13 protein-coding genes and 1 pseudogene are annotated in these 16,525 nt (G+C 72.8%); 3 read left to right on the top strand and 11 right to left on the bottom strand.

Annotated elements, in window-relative coordinates; genetic code table 11:
• Positions 1 to 22: 22 nt before the first annotated feature.
• From EDD93_RS25915 to EDD93_RS25905, 3 genes are all read right to left on the bottom strand, one after another.
• On the bottom strand, positions 23 to 943 hold the full coding sequence (locus EDD93_RS25915) for an alpha/beta fold hydrolase (RefSeq protein ID WP_123527438.1): 921 nt from the start codon (positions 941 to 943) through the stop codon (positions 23 to 25).
• Positions 944 to 1,162: 219 nt separating this feature from the next.
• Positions 1,163 to 2,410, bottom strand: a complete 1,248-nt coding sequence (locus tag EDD93_RS25910; RefSeq protein ID WP_123527437.1) for a beta-ketoacyl synthase — start codon at positions 2,408 to 2,410, stop codon at positions 1,163 to 1,165.
• The gene (locus EDD93_RS25905; RefSeq protein WP_123527436.1) at positions 2,407 to 2,640 is read right to left on the bottom strand and encodes an acyl carrier protein; all 234 of its coding nucleotides are present in this window, start codon (positions 2,638 to 2,640) and stop codon (positions 2,407 to 2,409) included. The genes EDD93_RS25910 and EDD93_RS25905 overlap by 4 nt, the downstream gene beginning before the upstream one ends.
• A gap of 403 nt (positions 2,641 to 3,043) precedes the next feature.
• Between EDD93_RS25905 and EDD93_RS25900 the strand changes: the two genes are divergently transcribed.
• Entirely contained in the window at positions 3,044 to 4,597 is a 1,554-nt protein-coding gene (locus EDD93_RS25900) for a peptidoglycan-binding protein (protein ID WP_123527435.1), read from the top strand.
• A 160-nt stretch (positions 4,598 to 4,757) separates the two neighbouring features.
• On the opposite strand, the gene EDD93_RS25895 is transcribed toward EDD93_RS25900, so the two are convergent.
• On the bottom strand, positions 4,758 to 5,336 hold the full coding sequence (locus EDD93_RS25895) for a dihydrofolate reductase family protein (RefSeq protein ID WP_123527434.1): 579 nt from the start codon (positions 5,334 to 5,336) through the stop codon (positions 4,758 to 4,760).
• 198 nt (positions 5,337 to 5,534) lie between these two features.
• Between EDD93_RS25895 and EDD93_RS25890 the strand changes: the two genes are divergently transcribed.
• Entirely contained in the window at positions 5,535 to 6,611 is a 1,077-nt protein-coding gene (locus tag EDD93_RS25890; RefSeq protein ID WP_123527433.1) for a hypothetical protein, read from the top strand.
• 134 nt (positions 6,612 to 6,745) lie between these two features.
• Complete coding sequence (locus EDD93_RS25885; RefSeq protein WP_260255867.1) at positions 6,746 to 7,978, top strand: MFS transporter; 1,233 nt, start codon at positions 6,746 to 6,748, stop codon at positions 7,976 to 7,978.
• Positions 7,979 to 7,994: 16 nt separating this feature from the next.
• Here EDD93_RS25885 and EDD93_RS25880 read toward each other — a convergent pair.
• The 7 genes and pseudogenes from EDD93_RS25880 to EDD93_RS25850 all read right to left on the bottom strand — a co-directional run.
• Positions 7,995 to 8,699 (bottom strand): annotated as a pseudogene (locus EDD93_RS25880) (urease accessory protein UreD); the annotation flags it as partial.
• 8 nt (positions 8,700 to 8,707) lie between these two features.
• On the bottom strand, positions 8,708 to 9,376 hold the full coding sequence (gene ureG, locus EDD93_RS25875) for an urease accessory protein UreG (RefSeq protein WP_123527992.1): 669 nt from the start codon (positions 9,374 to 9,376) through the stop codon (positions 8,708 to 8,710).
• Positions 9,377 to 9,425: 49 nt separating this feature from the next.
• A complete protein-coding gene (locus tag EDD93_RS25870) occupies positions 9,426 to 10,091 on the bottom strand; it encodes an urease accessory protein UreF (protein ID WP_123527430.1) in 666 nt (221 codons plus the stop codon).
• A complete protein-coding gene (locus EDD93_RS25865; RefSeq protein WP_123527429.1) occupies positions 10,091 to 11,794 on the bottom strand; it encodes an urease subunit alpha in 1,704 nt (567 codons plus the stop codon). The genes EDD93_RS25870 and EDD93_RS25865 overlap by 1 nt, the downstream gene beginning before the upstream one ends.
• A 1-nt stretch (position 11,795) precedes the next feature.
• The gene (ureB, locus tag EDD93_RS25860; RefSeq protein ID WP_123527428.1) at positions 11,796 to 12,134 is read right to left on the bottom strand and encodes an urease subunit beta; all 339 of its coding nucleotides are present in this window, start codon (positions 12,132 to 12,134) and stop codon (positions 11,796 to 11,798) included.
• A complete protein-coding gene (locus tag EDD93_RS25855) occupies positions 12,131 to 12,433 on the bottom strand; it encodes an urease subunit gamma (RefSeq protein ID WP_123527427.1) in 303 nt (100 codons plus the stop codon). The genes ureB and EDD93_RS25855 overlap by 4 nt, the downstream gene beginning before the upstream one ends.
• Before the next feature lie 241 nt (positions 12,434 to 12,674).
• Positions 12,675 to 16,427: a S8 family serine peptidase gene (locus tag EDD93_RS25850; RefSeq protein ID WP_123527426.1), complete on the bottom strand. Its 3,753-nt coding sequence runs from the start codon at positions 16,425 to 16,427 to the stop codon at positions 12,675 to 12,677.
• Positions 16,428 to 16,525: the final 98 nt, after the last annotated feature.

The following is a 16,525-nucleotide window of genomic DNA, read 5'->3' as shown; positions in this document are numbered from 1 at the left end:
GGCGGCCGGGGTCACCGGACTCTCAGCCGCCCGCCCTCGGCAGGGCCGCCCCCGCCGTGCGGGCACGCGGACGCGGCAGCGCGGCCAGCGGCCACAGCGCGGGCGCCGGCTCCAGGGGGAGGTCGCTGAAGAAGCGGGCGGCCAGGTCCGCCACGTCGTCGGGGCGCTCCAGCACGACCCAGTGGTCGGAGTCCCCGATGGTCAGGAAGCGGCTGCCGTCGATCGTCGCGGCGAAGGCCCGCTGCCGTTCGGGCGAGGTCACCGTGTCGTGCTCGCCCGCGAAGACGAGTGCGGGTACGCCGCTCAGCCCGCCGGAGAAGTCCGGCCGGTGGCCCAGGGCCCGGCGCAGCGACTGGGCGGCGTGCGGGGAGTGGGTGAGCGCGTGCAGGAAGGAGCGCCGGACGTAGCGCCGGGCGAGTTCCCTGCGGTGCACGTTGCGGTCCGGGTCCAGACACATCAGGGCCTCGGCGGTCAGGGTGGCGAGTCCCTCCATGTCACCGGCTCCCAGCCGGTCGACCGCCCGGCCCCACTGGGTGCGTTGGGCGTCGCTGATGTGGGCCGGTACGCCGCCGAGCACCAGCCGGGCGATGCGGCCGGGGTTGCGCCGGGCGCAGCCGAACGCGATCGACGTGCCGTAGGAGAAGCCGAAGAGGTTGACCCGGGGTACGCCCAGGTCGTTGATGATCCCGGTGACGGCCGCGTACAGGATGTCGTCGCCGGTGCCGGGCGGCAGCGGGTCGGCGCCGCCCATGCCGGGCAGGTCGGCGGTGACCACGTGGGCCCGGGGCCCCAGGTGCTCGTCCATCTGCGGCCAGCCGTACATCCCCTGGAGCGCGCCGCCCAGGACGATGACCGGATCGGTGCGGGGCGAGGGCTGCGGGAGGATCCGGTAGCTGTAGCGCAGCCCGTGCACCGACAGGTTCCGGATGATCTCGTCGGGCATGCTGGCCATCCTTGGAGGCTGTCGGGTGACCTCCGGGCGGAAAGCGGACGCGGTCCGGTGCGTGCGATTCCAGGGCGGAGGAGGGAGTCAACGCGAAAGGGGTCCCCCATGTTTTCAGCTATGGGGGAGTTGGTGACCGACGACAACGCCGGAAGTGTGCGTGCCGGGGCGTGCCCGCACGGTCGGCGGTCACCCGGCAGCCTCTGCGGGGCCGCACGGTCAGGCCCTGGTGAGGACGAGTGCGGCGTTGTGGCCGCCGAAGCCGAGCGAGGTCTTGACGGCCGCGTCGAACGCTCCGGGCCGGGCCTCCTTGCTCACGACTTCGAGCGGGATCTCCGGGTCGGGGGCGTCCAGGTTGACGGTGGGCGGCACCAGTTGGTGCTGGAGGGCGAGCACGGTCAGCGCGGTCTCGATGCCGCCCGCGGCGCCGAGGGTGTGTCCGGTCATCGCCTTCGTGGACGTGACGAGGGGGTGCGTGCCGAGCACCCGGCGCAGCATCACCGTCTCGATGAGGTCGTTCGCCACGGTGGAGGTGCCGTGGGCGTTGACGTGCCCGATGTCCGCCGCGCCGATTCCGGCGTCCGCGAGGGCGGCGCGCAGGGCCCGTTCGATGCCGAGGCCGTCCGGGTCGGGTGCGACGGCGGAGTACGCGTCGCTGGACGCGCCGTATCCGGCGATGTGCGCGCGGACGGTGGCGCCGCGGGCGCGGGCGTGTTCGGGGCGTTCCAGTACGAGGAGTCCGGCGCCCTCGCCGACGACGAAGCCGTCGCGGTGGGTGTCGAAGGGGCGGCAGGCGGACTCGGGGTCGTCCCGGCGGGTGGAGACGGCCTTCAGCTGGCAGGCGCTGGCGATCAGCAGCCGGGAGCAGACCGATTCGGCGCCGCCCGCGACGACGATGTCGCAGGCCCCGGTGCGCAGCATCTGGTGTGCGGTGCCGATGGCGACGGTGCCGGACGAGCAGGCGGTGGAGACGGCCTGGCTGGGTCCGTGTGCGCCGAGGTCGGTCGCGACGCTGCTGGCGGCGCCGTTGACGACGGTGAGCGGGGCGAGTTTGGGTGAGACCCGGCGGGCGCCGCGCTCGGTGAGCGCGGTGTGCTGCTGGTCGTAGAAGGGCAGTCCGCCGTGGGCGGAGCCGATGACGACGGCGACGCGGGAGCTGTCCCAGACCGAGGGGTCGAGTCCGGCGTCCGCGACGGCCTCGCGGGCGGCGATGACGGCGAGCTGCGAGAAGCGGTCCATGAGGCGGTGGGCCGCCACCCCGAGGACCGCCTTCGTGTCGAGGTCCGTGATGGTGTACATGAAGTCGCAGGGCAGGCCTTCGAGTTCGGTCCGGTGCGGGACCGAGGGCGCGGTGGCCGCGTCGGACACCCCGTGCCAGGTGGCTTCGGTGCCCGTGCCGGCCGCGGTGACGAGGCCGATCCCGGTGACGGCGGCGGCGAACGGCTCGGGGCGGTACCGGCCGGTCATGCGGCGGCCTTGGCGCGCACGGCGTCGACCAACTGGCCGACGGTGTCGCGCGAGGTGAGCTGGACATCGTCCAGGTCGACGCCCATCCGGTCCTCGATGAGGAGCCGCAGTTCCTCCAGGGCCAGGGAATCCAGCCTGAGCTGACGGAGCGACACTTCGGGGCGGATCGCCACGGGATCGGTTCCGAATTTCGTCACCAGCAAGGTGCTGATCTCGTCTGCCGTGCTCATGGGCACTCCTCCGCTGTCGTACGCGGTGACGCCTTGCCGCGTGAGAGGTCACACTGCCGTCGGGGGACGCCGGCCGGTCCGGAGGGACCCTTTATACGCCCTGTGGGAGGCGGCTCCGGTCCGCGTTCCCCCGTGCGGTGGGCGGGCTGGGCAGGTGTGCGAATCCCCTGGTTCACACCCCGCGCCGGATCGCCGGGGCGGAACGGGTCCGGGCACCCTCGGGCTCCGGACGAGGGCGGCCGCATTCGCACGTCAACTCCATTGGAGTGAAAGTGAGTTCGACACACGGCAGGTTGATTGTCATGCCCTGGACAGATGGATAGCCTGAGCGGGCTTCGCGGCCCCCTGCCCACCCCACCCGGGCCCGGGGGCCGTTCTTCTCCCCCACAGAGCAGGAGCAGGTATGCCCAGCCGCCCGGCAGCCCACACCAAGGCCCGCGCATCCGTGCTGGCGGCCCTCACCGCCACCGTCCTGACCGTCACCGGCACCCCGGCCCTCGCCGCGGCGGACCCCGGCCACCCGATGAACCGGGCCTTCGAGCGGGCGGCGAGCCGGTTCGGCGTACCGCGCGATCTGCTCGCCGCCGTCGGATACGGCGAGACCCGGCTCGACAGCCACGCCGGACTCCCCAGCCAGGCGAACGGCTACGGCGTGATGCACCTCGTCAGCAACCCGGCGAACCGGAGCCTGGAGCGGGCCGCCGCCCTCACCGGCGAGCGCCCGGCCGACCTCCGCGCCGATACCGGGTCCAACATCCTGGGCGGCGCCGCGGTGCTGCGCGGTTACGCGGACAAGCTGGGCCTGGACGCCCGGGACCGGGCGGACGTCGACGCCTGGTACCCGGCCGTCGCCCGGTACAGCGGCACCTCGGGCCCGGCCGCCGCCCTCTACGCCGACACGGTCTACACCTTCCTGGCGGACGGGCTCGACGCCGTGACCCCGGACGGCGAGCGGGTCTCGGTGACCGGCCGGCCGGTCACCCCGCACAAGGGCTCGCTCGCCGCCACGGAGCCGGTCACCCGCAGCGCCGACTACCCGGCCGCGCTGTGGGTCCCGGCCGACCCGAACAACTTCGCCACGGGCCGCTCGGCGGCGATCGACAAGGTGATCATCCACGTCACGCAGGGCTCCTACGCGGGCTCGATCAGCTGGTTCCAGAACCCGACGGCCGAGGTGAGCTCGCACTACGTGGTGCGCTCGTCCGACGGCCAGATCACCCAGATGGTCCGCGACAGCGACACCGCGTACCACGCGCGCAGCGCCAACTCCTCGGCGCTGGGCATCGAGCACGAGGGGTTCGTCGACGACCCGTCCTGGTTCACCGACCCGATGTACCGCTCGTCGGCGGCCCTGACCGCCTACCTGTGCGACCGGTACAAGATCCCGAAGGACCGGGCGCACATCATCGGCCACAGCGAGGCGCCGGGCAACGACCACACCGACCCCGGCCCGAACTGGGACTGGACGCGCTACATGCAGCTGGTGGGCGGGAGCGCCGGGGGCGGCACGACGCCCGACGGGCTGAGCTTCGCCTCGTACGCCGTCCAGCGGAGCGGCTCGACCGGCGCCCAGGTCAAGGCGGTCCAGCAGCTGCTGAACGAGCAGGGCCAGGCGGCGGGCGCGGCCGACGGCAGCTTCGGCCCGGCCACCGAGGGCGCGGTGTCCGCCTACCAGGCGGCACACGGGCTGGACCCGGACGGTGTCGTGGGAGCCAGGACCTGGACCGCGCTGCTCTCGGCCGGCCCGGCGGCCACGCTCCAGGAGGGCGCGTCGGGCGACGCCGTGAAGCGCCTCCAGCGCGCGCTGACCGCGACGCTCGGCTCGGCCGTCGGCATCGACGGGAGCTTCGGGCCCGCGACGACGACGGCGGTGCGCGGGTACCAGACGAGCCGGGGCCTGACGGCGGACGGTGTGGTGGGCCCCGACACCTGGGCGGCGCTGCAGGCGGGCCGCTGACGGCCCCCGGGGGTGGCGCCCGGCGCCGCCCCCGGCGGACGGCACGTCAGGAGCCGCCGGGCGAAGGCCTTCTGGCGATGACCTTGCGGCGGGGGCGATGCGCCGGCCCCGCCCGCCGGACCGTGTCCTCGTACGGGCCACGGCCGTACCCGGCCGACGGTCAGCGCGCCGAGGGCTTCTCCGCCCGCTCGTAGCGCAGTTCCACCACTCCGTTGCCGAACGCCCCGGTGCCCGCGAGCCGCAGCGGGGTCCTGGTGTCCGTCAGCGGGAACATCGGCCTGCCCCGGCCGATGAGGACCGGGTGGACGTAGACCCAGTACTCGTCGATCAGGCCGAGCGCCGCGAAGGACGCCGCCAGCCCGGCGCCGCCGAGCGCGAGGTCGCCGCCTGGCTGCTCCTTCAGCGCCATGACCTCCTCCGGGACGACGTCGTGGAAGACGGTGGTGTTCCAGTCCGCCCGCTGGAGGGTCCGGGAGTAGACGTACTTCGGCATGTCCCGCCAGATGACGGCGAACTCGGCCATCGTCCCGGCGTTCGCCGGGTCCTGGTCGGCGGTGGGCCAGAAGTCGGCCATCAGCTCGTGAACGACCCGGCCGTGCAGGAAGCCGCCCATCGCGGCGAGCCTCTCGTTGAAGGCGCGGTGCAGCTCGTCGTCGACCTGGTGCCAGCCGATGTCCCCGTCCGGTCCCTCGATATAGCCGTCCAGGGACATCGACATGAAGTAGATGACCTTGCGCATCGCGAACCTCACCGGGGAATCAGGGACGGGTCGGCGGAACGAATCCGACATTACCCGGCAGCGGTCCACGGGGACGGGAGGAGACGGCGACCGCTTGACCGGCCGCGCACGCACCGCGTAGATCTGGGGGGAAGGGGCGGACCACCGGAGCCGCGGTCCGCCCGGCCACTGCCGCCGCCCGTCCCGAGGAGTCCTGTGGTGAGAGTCGGAACGGCACGCGCCGCCGCGGTCCGCTGGGTGGCCGCACACGCCCGCCCCGCCGCCGGCTACCGGGGCGCGTACTTCAGCGGGTCGACCGTGGGCCGGCCGGACGACGCCGAGCTGGCACCCTCGTCCGACATCGACGTCATGGTCGTCACGGCCCAGGACGAACCGCCCGCCAAGCCCGGCAAACTCCGCTGCGAGGGCGTCCTGCTGGAGATCAGCTACGTACCGCTGGCCGAACTCCGCGACCCGGCGGAGGTGCTCTCGTCCTACCACCTGGCGGGCGGCTTCCGCACCGACACGGTCATCGACGATCCCACCGGCGTGCTGCGCGCCCTGCACGCGCAGGTCGCGCCCCGCTTCGCCGGGCGGAGCTGGGTACGCCGCCGGTGTCTGGACGCCCGGCACCGGGTCGAGAGCCGCCTCGCTGCGTTCGACGCCTCCGCGCCCTTCCACGAGCAGGTGCCGGCCTGGATGTTCCCCACCGGGGTCACCACGCACGTCCTGCTGGTCGCCGCCCTGCGCAACCCCACCGTCCGGCTGCGCTACCCGGCCGTGCGCGACGTGCTGACCGAGTACGGGAAGGCGGAGCTCTATCCGGAGCTGCTGGGGCTGCTCGGCTGCGCGGACGTCCCGGAGCACCGGGTACGGCACCATCTGGCCGAGCTGGCGGAGACGTTCGACGCCACGGTCCCCGTCGCGCGCACGCCGTTCTTCTTCAGCAGTGACCTCACCGCACAGGCGCGCCCCGTCGCCGTCGGCGGCAGCCTGGAACTCCTGGACCGGGGCGACCACCGCGAGGCGGTCTTCTGGATCGTCGCCACCTTCGCCCGCTGCCACACGGTGCTGGCCGTGGACGCCCCCGCGCTGCACGCCGCGCGGCTGCCGGCGTTCGAGGCGGCCGTCGCCGCTCTCACCGGGATCACCGGCACCGCGGACATCCTGGCCCGCCGTGCCGAGGTCATCCGGTTCCTGCCCCGGCTGTGGGCGGCCGCCGAGGACGTGATGGCGGCCGGTCCGGACATCACCGGGGACTCCGGAAATCCACCACCCGAGCACCTCCCGGTCTGATAATTTGCCCGCATGATGCCTCCTCGTGCGTAGGACCCCGCACTGACCGCACCCGTCGACCGGGTGCGGCACTCCGGTGTCCCCGCATGCCCGCACCGCCGTGTCCCGGCGCTGCCCTCACGAGGAATGTCATCGTGCTCACCTCTCCTTCCGCGCCCACGGGCGCGCCCTCGTACGCCGCTGTCCTGCGCACCCCCCACGCCGCGCGCACCTTCGGTGCCGCGCTGCTCGGGCGGCTCTCCTACGGGATCGTCCCGCTCGCCCTGCTGCTGGCCATCAAGGACGCCACCGGTTCGTATGCGGTGGCCGGCGGCGCCATGGCCCTGTTCGGGGCCGCAAGCGTGTTCCTCTCCCCCGCCCGTGCCGCGCTGATCGACCGGTACGGGCCGCGCCGGGCCCTGCCGCCGATGGCCGGGCTCTACGCGGCGGTGCTCTGCGCACTCGCCCTCGCCACCTGGCGGCCGGGCGTCCCGCCCCTCGCCCTGGGGGCGCTCGCCGTGGCTGCCGGTGTCTGCACGCCGCCGCTGGGTCCGGTGATGCGCAGTCTGTGGAGCGCGCTGGTCCCCGACCGTGAGCTGTTGCGGCGCGCCTACAGCCTGGACGGGGTCGCCGAGGAACTGCTCTACGTCACCGGCCCGTTGCTGGTCGGCCTGATCGTGCGCGCCGGCCGGCCGGCGGCCGGTGTGCTGGCCGGTGCGGTGCTGGTGTTCGTGGGCGCGGCGGCGCTGGTGTCGTCGCCTGCGGTGCCGCCCGCGCACGCGGGCCCCGGACCGGCACCGGCCGATGCGGCCGCCGCCTCCCGGCTGCGGCCGCACGCCGTCCCGGCGCTGCGTCACGCCGTGCTGGTGACCGCCGCGGTGGGGCTCTGCCTCGGGGCGCTCGACCTGCTGGTGGTGGCGTTCACGGAGGAGCTCGGCCGGGCGGCGTCGGTATCCTGGGTGCTGGCCGCCCTGTCGGCCGGGAGCGCGGCCGGCGGTCTGGCGTACGGGGCGCTCCGGTGGAAGTCGGCGAACCGGACGCGGCTGGTGGCAGCGGCCGCGGGAATGGGCGCGGCTCTGACGGTCGCCGGACTCGCGCCCGGTCTGTACGCGCTGGTGGCGGCGGTCGCGGTCGCCGGGCTGTTCGTCGCCCCGGCCCTCACGACCGCCTACCTGATCGCGGACGAGTCGGTGGACCCCGCCCGGCGCACACAGGCGGGTGCCTGGGTCAACACCGCTTTCAACGCCGGGGCTTCGGGCGGCACCGCGGCGGTCGGGCTGCTCGTCGGCCGGCTGCCCCTCGCGCTGTGCTTCGCCCTGTCGGCGGCGCCCGCGCTGCTGTGCGCGGCGGCGTCGGTGCGCCGGCGGGGCCGGGCCGGCGGGGCCTGATCCCTTTCGCCGGCCGTCAGGGGGTGAGCCAGGACTCCCAGACCGCGCTCAGCTCGGCCTCGACGGCCGGCGCCACCGTGTCCAGCAGCCGCACCTGTGCCCCAGGCCCGGCCAGGTCCATCCGGTAGGGGTGCGGCGGTCCGGGCGGGGTCGCGCCGAGTGCGGCGACGGAGCCGATGACGCGGTTCGGGCCCAGGAGTCCGGGCAGCTCGCGCACGTCGGGGTCGGTGAGGTCGAGGTCCTCGACCAGCAGCTCCCGGTCCTCGTACGTCACCCGGGTGATGGCCCGGATCCGCCCGCCGCGCTCCCCCGAGCGGCCGAGGACCAGGGTGTCGCGCCACAGCATCCGGGCCCCGGCGGCCAGCCGGGCGTCCATGACGCGTTCGACGTCCGCCCCACTGGAGACCACGAACGGCAGCCCGTGCCAGGTGAGTTCGCCGCCCTCCGCGATATCGACGCGGGCCCGCCAGCGGGCCGAGCCGCCCCGGTGGTCGTAGGCGACGAGCCCGGCCGGCTCGACCAGTTCCAGGTGCGCCCCCGGGCCGACCGAGATGCTCAGGGTCAGCTCGTCGCCGGCGAGCAGTCCGGCCCGGATGCCGACCAGGGCGATCCGGATCCGGCCGGGGCACGGCAGCAGCGGGCGGGGGGCGAGGAAGTCGCCGCCCCGCAGTTCGCGGGCGAGGTGGCGGTCCCGGCCGTCGCGCTCGACGGCGACGACCGTCGCGTCGCTCACGAGTGGCTGTGCGGCGCCATCGGGCCGGGGTCGGTGGGGATGTGGGTGCCGGAGCGGTGACGTACCAGCAGGGACCTTACCCAGTCGGCGAGTTCGGCGACGGAGTCCGGGTCCTTCTTCGACAGGGCGAGGACGGGCAGTCCGCCGCGGGCCTCCTCGGCGTCGGCGACCATGGCGGGCACGTCGACCTCCACGTAGGTGGCCAGGTCGGTCTTGTTGACGATCAGGAGGTCGGCGCCGGTGATGCCGGGGCCGCCCTTGCGCGCGACGTCGCCGCCGCCCGCCACGTCGATGCAGAACAGCTGGGCGTCGGCCAGGGCCGGGCTGAAGGTGGCGGTGAGGTTGTCGCCGCCGCTCTCGATGAGCACCAGGTCCAGCGGGCCGTACGCCTCCTCCAGGTCCTCGACGGCGTCGAGGTTGGCGCTGACGTCGTCGCGGATCGCGGTGTGCGGGCAGGCGCCGGTCTCGACCGCGCGGATGCGTTCGGTGGGCAGCACGCCCGCCGAGCGCAGGAAGCGGGCGTCCTCGTCGGTGTAGATGTCGTTGGTGACCACGGCCATGGAGAGTTCGCCGGCGAGCTCCCGGCACAGGGTGGCCAGGATCGAGCTCTTTCCGGTGCCGACCGGTCCCGCGACTCCCAGGCGCAGGGCCCTGGGCTGGTTCAGCGGTTCGTGGAAATGCGGGTTGGGCTGCTGCTCGGGGGTGGTGTCGTTCTCAGGCAAGGAACAGTCTCCGTTCGCGTCGTGCGTGTTCGAGCGCCCACTGTTCGGTGAGCGCGGCGGTACGGGCGGGCAGCTCGTCCGGGGTCCGGACGGCGAGGGCCGCGGCCACCGCCGATGCCGCTTCGGGTTCGGCGGCGAGGACCCAGGCGACCGAGTCGAGCGGGTCGCCGGGCAGGAGCTTCAGCGCGGCGGAGGCGACGGTCTGCAGCTCGTCGTAGACGACGACGTGCGCCAGCTCCTCCTCGGAGACGTTCAGTACGGCTCCGAGGGCGCCGAGCGCGACCGGCCGCATGGGGCGGGGGCGCATGGCTCCCAGGGCGGTGACCGCCGGGTGGTCCGGGGCGAGGCGCCGGGCCAGCCGGTGCACGCCCCGGCCCAGCGTCACCGAGGTCTCGCGCTGGGGGGCGGCCGGGGTCCGTGCGGCGAGGGCCTGTTGCACGGGCGCGTAGTCGACCGGGTCGCGCAGTGCGGCCCGCAGGGCGAGGAGGGCCGCGGCCGCCTCGGTGCGGGCGGTGGTGTGCAGCCGGGCCCGCAGCAGTGCGGGGACACTGTCGCGGGTGAGACCCGCGACGACGGCCGGTTCGAGGCCGGCGCTGTAGGTGTACGCGCCGACCGGGAGCCGTCCGTCGCCCAGCAGCAGGGGTGCCAGTGCGCCCATCAGAACATGGAGTACCGCTGGGCCAGCGGCAGTTCGGTGGCGGGTGCGGGCTCGACGGGTTCGCCGTCGATGTGAATGGCGAAGGTCTCCGGGTCCACCTGGATGTCCGGGAGCGCGGTGTTGTTGGGCAGGTCCGCCTTGGTGAGGTGGCGGGTGGGGCGTACGGCGACCAGTTCGCGTTCGAGCCCGAGCCGTTCGGCGAGGCCGTCCGCCAGGGCGGCCGGGGCGACGAAGCTGACCGAGAGGTGCGGGGCGGCCCCGGCGGCGGCGGTGGGGCGCAGCAGGACGGGCTGGGTGGTGGGGATCGCGGCGTTGGCGTCGCCCAGGGGTGCGTACACGACCATGCCGCCCTTGAGCACGGCGGCGGGGCGGATGCCGAAGAACGCGGGGTCCCAGAGCACCAGGTCGGCGAGCTTGCCGGGTTCGACGGAGCCGATGACGTGGTCGATGCCGTGGGCGACGGCGGGGCAGATCGTGTACTTGGCGACGTAGCGGCGGGCCCGTTCGTTGTCGGCGGGCAGTTCGCTGCCCCGGTCGCCGAAGCGCTGCTTCATCACGTGGGCGACCTGCCAGGTGCGGCAGATGACCTCGCCGATGCGGCCCATGGCCTGGGCGTCGGAGGAGGTGATGGAGAGGGCACCTATGTCGTGCAGGATGTCCTCGGCCGCGATGGTGCCGGCGCGGATGCGGGACTCCGCGAAGGCGAGGTCCTCGGGCACGCGCGGGTTGAGGTGGTGGCAGACCATCAGCATGTCGAGGTGTTCGTCGACGGTGTTGACGGTGTGCGGGAGCGTCGGATTGGTGGACGCCGGAAGGATGTTGGGGTGCGAGGCGACCTTGATGATGTCGGGTGCGTGGCCGCCGCCGGCGCCCTCGGCGTGGAAGACGTGGATGCCGCGTCCGGCGATGGCGTCGAGTGTCCCCTCGACGAAGCCGGCCTCGTTGAGGCTGTCGCCGTGCAGGGCGACCTGGAGGCCGTAGGCGTCGGCGGCCTTCAGCGCGGCGTCGATGGCGGCGGGGGTGGCGCCCCAGTCCTCGTGGACCTTGTAGCCGCCCGCGCCGCCGAGCGCGGCCTCGCGCAGGGCCTCGGCGCCGACGGTCGAGCCCTTCCCGAACAGCATGATGTTGAGCGGTACGCGGTCCAGGGACCGGTGCATCATGGCGAGGTTCCAGGCGCCGGGGGTGACGGTGGTGGCCTTGGAGCCCTCGGTGGCTCCGGTGCCGCCCCCGATGACGGTGGTGGTGCCGGTGGCCAGGGCCTCGTGGAGGGTCTCGGGCATCAGGAAGTGGACGTGGGTGTCGACGGCCCCCGCGGTCAGGATGCGGCCCTCGCCGGACACGACGTCGGTGCCGGGTCCGATCACCAGCTCGGGGTGGACGCCGTCGCCGGTGTCGGGGTTGCCGGAGCGGCCGAGGGCGACGATGCGGCCGGCGCGGATGCCGATGTCGGTCTTGACGATGCCCCAGTGGTCCAGGACCACGACGTTGGTGATGACGAGGTCCAGGGCGCCGTCGGCGCGCGGGGTGGTGGCCTGGCCCATCGATTCGCGGATGGACTTGCCGCCGCCGAAGACCGCTTCGTCGCCGCCGAAGCAGCGGTCCTCCTCGACCTCGATCCAGAGGTCCGTGTCGGCGAGCCGGATGCGGTCGCCGGTGGTGGGTCCGTAGAACGCCGCGTAGGCGGCGCGGGTCAGTTGTGCCATGTCACACGCCTTCCGTTGCGGTGTCTGCCGCGTCCCTGGACCAGGGCGCGGTGCGGGCGACGATGCCGGGCACCCTCGCGCGTCCGCCGAGTTCGACGAGGGTGATCTCCGCCCCGACGCCGGGTTCGAAGCGCAGCGAGGTGCCGGACGGAATATCGAGGCGGAATCCCTCGGTCTGCGGCCGGTCGAAGGAAAGTGCGGGATTCACGTCGCAGAAATGGAAATGCGATCCGATCTGAATGGGCCGGTCCCCGTCGTTCACCACGGTGAGCTGAATTTTCCGACGGCTGGAATTCAGGTGGAGTACACCGGATCCGGTGCGGATCTCGCCGGGGATCATGGGATCGGCGAGGTGATCGTGACGAGCTTGCGCCCGTCGGGGAAGGTCGCTTCGACCTGGACGTCGTGCAGCATCTCCGGAACACCTTCGAGCACGTCAGCGCGGGTGAGTACGGAGCGTCCCAGGGTCATGAGGTCGACCACCCGGGCCCCTTCGCGGGCCCGTTCCATCGCCCAGCAGGCGAGCAGGGCGACGGCCTCGGGGTAGTTCAGACGTACGCCGCGCTCGCACCGGTCACGGGCGACCATTCCGGCAACACTCAGCAGCAATTTCTCCGTGTCGGACGGAGTGAGAAACATGGGAAACCTCCATGGCGGCAGTCCCCGGAATTCCCGGAATCGCCTTGGCCACGTCCCTCTTATAAGCCTCCGGGTGGCGCCCTGGCAACTCGCACCGCACCGCAAAAAGTCCCTTTCTTGCATCATGACCCACTATATACGGGCAAAGCAGACAAATTTTAGTCATCAAGGGATAGTAAAGAAGGCGGCCGCGCACCCCGGTCCGGGGTGCGCGGCCGCCTCAAGAGCAGACCTCAGCGGGTCACTTCAGTCCGAAGGCCCGGATGATCTCCTGGTCCACGGAGAAACCGCTGCCGGCCTCGGCGTGCGCCTTGAGCGAAACCGCGGTGGCGCCCTTCTTCGGGGTCTTGAACCGGGCGGTCCAGGAACCGGCCGAGTCCTTCTTCAGCTGCACCGCGCTCCAGCTCCCGCCGTCGTCGTAGCTGACCGACAGCGAGGCCTTCGTCGCCTTCACGGCGCCGTCCAGCCACTCCTGCGTGGTGGACGAGAGACCGATCTCGGTCGTCTTCCCGGCCTTCACGTCACCGGCCAGGTCGGTCTGGACGCCGTAGTCGAGCTGAAGGAGCGGGATGTCGGCCTGGCCCGGTCCGGACGGGTCGATCGCACCCGAGACGAAGTTCCACTCGGTGTGCGTGCGCACCGAGGTCTTCCAGAGCTTCTCGTCGCGCGCGGCGTCGAGCACCAGCCGGTAGGGCAGCTTCTCAGGCGACAGGTCCCAGGCGTAACCGGCCCGGCCCGCCGCCTTCTTGATCAGTGTGTCGCCCTGGAAGAAGGCGTAGGTGCCGCTGTCGTACTCCTTGTCGGGCATGGAGCCGGAGTGGCCGGCTCCGGAGTCCGTCCACGGCGTGATGTTGAACTGGATGTCGTTGTACGAGGAGCGGAACGGCCCCCAGTAGCCGGTGCCCAGCCTCGGGCGGCTGACCGGTGCGAACCAGGAGTCCCGGTAGCTGCCGCCCGCCCGGTAGTCCATGCTGCCGCTGCGCTCCTCCAGCGCGGCGCCGGAGCCCTCGTCGCCGAGGACCGAGTGGTTCTCGTACCAGAACGAGGCACCGGGCAGCGGGTTGACCCACTCCGTGCGGGTGCCCGGGTACTTCTCGTACTCCTCGAAGCCGATGCCGGGGCCGTAGTCCGGGATGTCGTAGCGGTAGCCGCCGCCGACGACGTCGCGGTTGCCGTAGAAGGTGTTCTCCACCTTCGCCAGCTGCCGGACGGCCGGGGTGAAGGCCAGCGAACGGTCCGGGATCGTGCCGTCGTGCCGGTCGACCAGGTCGTACACGTACCGCGCGTACCTGCGCTGTTCGACGGTCACCTTCTTGCCGTGCCGGGCGGCGGCGATCAGCTCCTCGCCGGCCAGGCGCCGCACGGAGGCGACCGGGATGCCCGCCGTGGTGCCGTACTCGGTGTAGGACTCCATCAGCACACCGTCGCCCCGGTTGACGACGAACAGCGCGCCCGCGCCCGCCGCGACCGCTGCCGCGAGCCGGTCGGCCGGGGGCACCCCGGTGCTGCTGCGGATCACGACGGCCTTGCCCTTGGCGTCGATGCCCCGGTAGTCGGCGGCCGCGCCGTCGCCCGCGAAGACGGCGGTGAGCTTCTTGCGGCTGTCGTCGGCCACGGCCGATCCGCCCTGCACGGCGACCGGCACGTCATGGCCGCCGGCCGTCAGGTCGACCAGCTTCTCGCCCTGCCGCCAGCGGGTCAGGAAGGAGAAACTGCCCTTGCTGACCTTCTTGGTGGGGCTCGCCCACAGCTGGTCGTACGTCAGCGGGATCTGGTACGCGTCGCGCTGGAGGGTGCCGTCCGGGGCGGTGCGGGCCATGTCGTAGCGCAGCTGGCGGTTCTCGGTCTCCTTCGGCGTCCGCACGCTGACCTTGCGGGCCTTGGACGCGTCGAGGGAGACGGTGGTCGCCTTGTCGAGGACGATCTCGGGGGCCGCCAGGAAGGCCAGGGCCTTCGAGTCGGCGGTGTCGCCCTTGATGTCGGCGGCGGTCCAGGCGGTGTAGTCGCCCGGCGGCAGCCGCAGGGTGGTGTCGCCCGACACCGGGACGACGCCCAGGTTCTGGTCACCGAGTGCGGCGAAGACGACCTGCCCGTCCATCGGCTTGCCCGCGCGGTCGCGCAGCTCGATCTTCAGGTCGTAGAGCTCCTGCTCCTTGTTGAGCGCGAAGCCGGTGTGCGCGACGGTGGCGCCCGAGGCGTCCTTGGCGATCACCTGCCCGGAGAAGGTGGTGTCGCTCGCGACCTTCGCCGGGTCGAGCGAGAGGACGGCCTCGGCGGTGGAACCGGCCGGAACGGTCAGCCGCTTCGCCGAGAGCGTGTAGGCGTCGGCGTCCGTGTCGGTCGCCAGGTCCAGCGTGACGTCCGTCTTGCCGGTGTTGCGGTAGGTGATGGTCCGCTCGGCGACCGGGTCGGAGGCGGAGTGCGGCCAGTCGTAGGACGCGACGGCGACGGAGCCGGTCGCCTCGATCGTGGTGTCGATCGCCGCCTTCACGTCGAGCCGGCCGCTGCCCTGCTCGTACGGGGTGTAGTCCGCCAGCTCCTTCGACGAGGTCATCAGCGCGTCCTTGATGCGCTGACCGGACCAGTCGGGGTGGCGCTGCTTCACGATGGCCGCCGCACCCGCGACGTGCGGCGTCGCCATCGACGTGCCGGACATGCTCTGGTACATGCCCTCCATGCCGGGGACCGACTGCGAGGCGGCGGCGTTGATGTCGACGCCCGGCGCGGAGAGGTCGGGCTTCAGGCCGTAGCTGCGGGTCAGCGGGCCCATGGAGGAGAATTCCGCGCGGTTGTCCTGCTTGTCGACGGCGGCGATGGTCAGCGCCTTGTCCGCCGATCCGGGCGAGCCGATGGTGCCGGCCCCGTAGGCGTTGCCGGCCGCGATCACGAAGAGCGGGCCGCCGTCGGCCGAGAGGGAGTCGACGGCCTGCGACATCGGGTCCGAGCCGTCGTCCGGGATGCTGGAACCCAGGCTCATGGAGACGACGTCGGCGCCCTCGGCCTTCGCCCACTCCATCGCCTCGATGATGCCGGAGTCCGCGCCGGAGCCCTCGTTGCTCAGCACCTTGCCGACGATCAGGCCGGCGCCGGGCGCGACGCCCTTGTTGAGGCCGTCGGACGCGGCGCCGGAGCCCGCGATGGTGGAGGCGACGTGCGTGCCGTGGCCGTTCTTGTCGTCGACCTCCTCGCCGGGCACGAAGCTCCTGGACTCCAGCACGCGGTCCTTGACGTCCGGGTGGTCGGCGTCGATGCCGGTGTCCAGGACGGCGACCTTGGAGCCCTTGCCGTCGTAGCCGGCGGCCCACGCCTGCGGGGCGTTGACCTGCGGGACGGAGTCCTTCAGCGCGGCCTCGACCCGGCCGTCGAGCCAGAGCTTCGCGATGCCGTTGTCCAGCGAACGGGCCTCGGGCGTGGCGGCGATGTCGTCCCAGAAGGCGCGGGTGGTGGTCTTGGCCGCCTGCAGCGCCGCGCCGTGGATGCTCTCCAGGTGGCGGGCCGTCCTGGCGCCGCGGGGGGCGGCGGGCAGCGAACGGGCCTTGCTCGCCGGGTAGGTGGCGATCAGCGGGATGGAGCCGGAACTCTCGTCGTCGTACCCCATCTTCGCGAGCGCGGTGACGTCGAAGAGCCGGCGGTCCAGCTTGCCGGCCGCGATCAGTGCCGTCGCCTCGTCGGGCAGGACGTAGATGTCGTCGCCCGCCTGCTGGACGTGGACACCGCCCGTCGCGCCGTCGGGGCGGTCCACGGTGACGGTGTCCTGCTGTCCGGCCCCGTCGGAGTAGTGCACGACGTCACCGGTGAGCAGGGTGATGTCGTAGCTCTTGACCGGGGCGGCCGGGTGGCCGGTGGACGGGAGCGGGCCGGTGGCAGCGGCGGCGCCCGTGGCGGGGAGCAGTGCGCCGCTCACCAGGGCGACGGAGGTCGCTATGAGGAGGGCTCTGCGCCCCGCACGAGCGGGTCTCGCCCGGCGGGCGGCAACGGAGGGGGTGAATGTCATGCAGCTGATCTACCGGTAAATCAGCGGTTGCGGTGCGGTTCACCCCTGGCGTGAATGTGCCGTGGCGGCAACCCGCCGGTCTGCGCACATGGTCGCGG

Origin of the sequence: Streptomyces sp. 840.1 (assembly GCF_003751445.1) — a bacterium.
GTDB lineage: Bacteria > Actinomycetota > Actinomycetes > Streptomycetales > Streptomycetaceae > Streptomyces.
The sequence above is the reverse complement of the archived record's forward strand: the minus strand, read 5'-3'. Positions and strand labels throughout refer to the sequence as shown.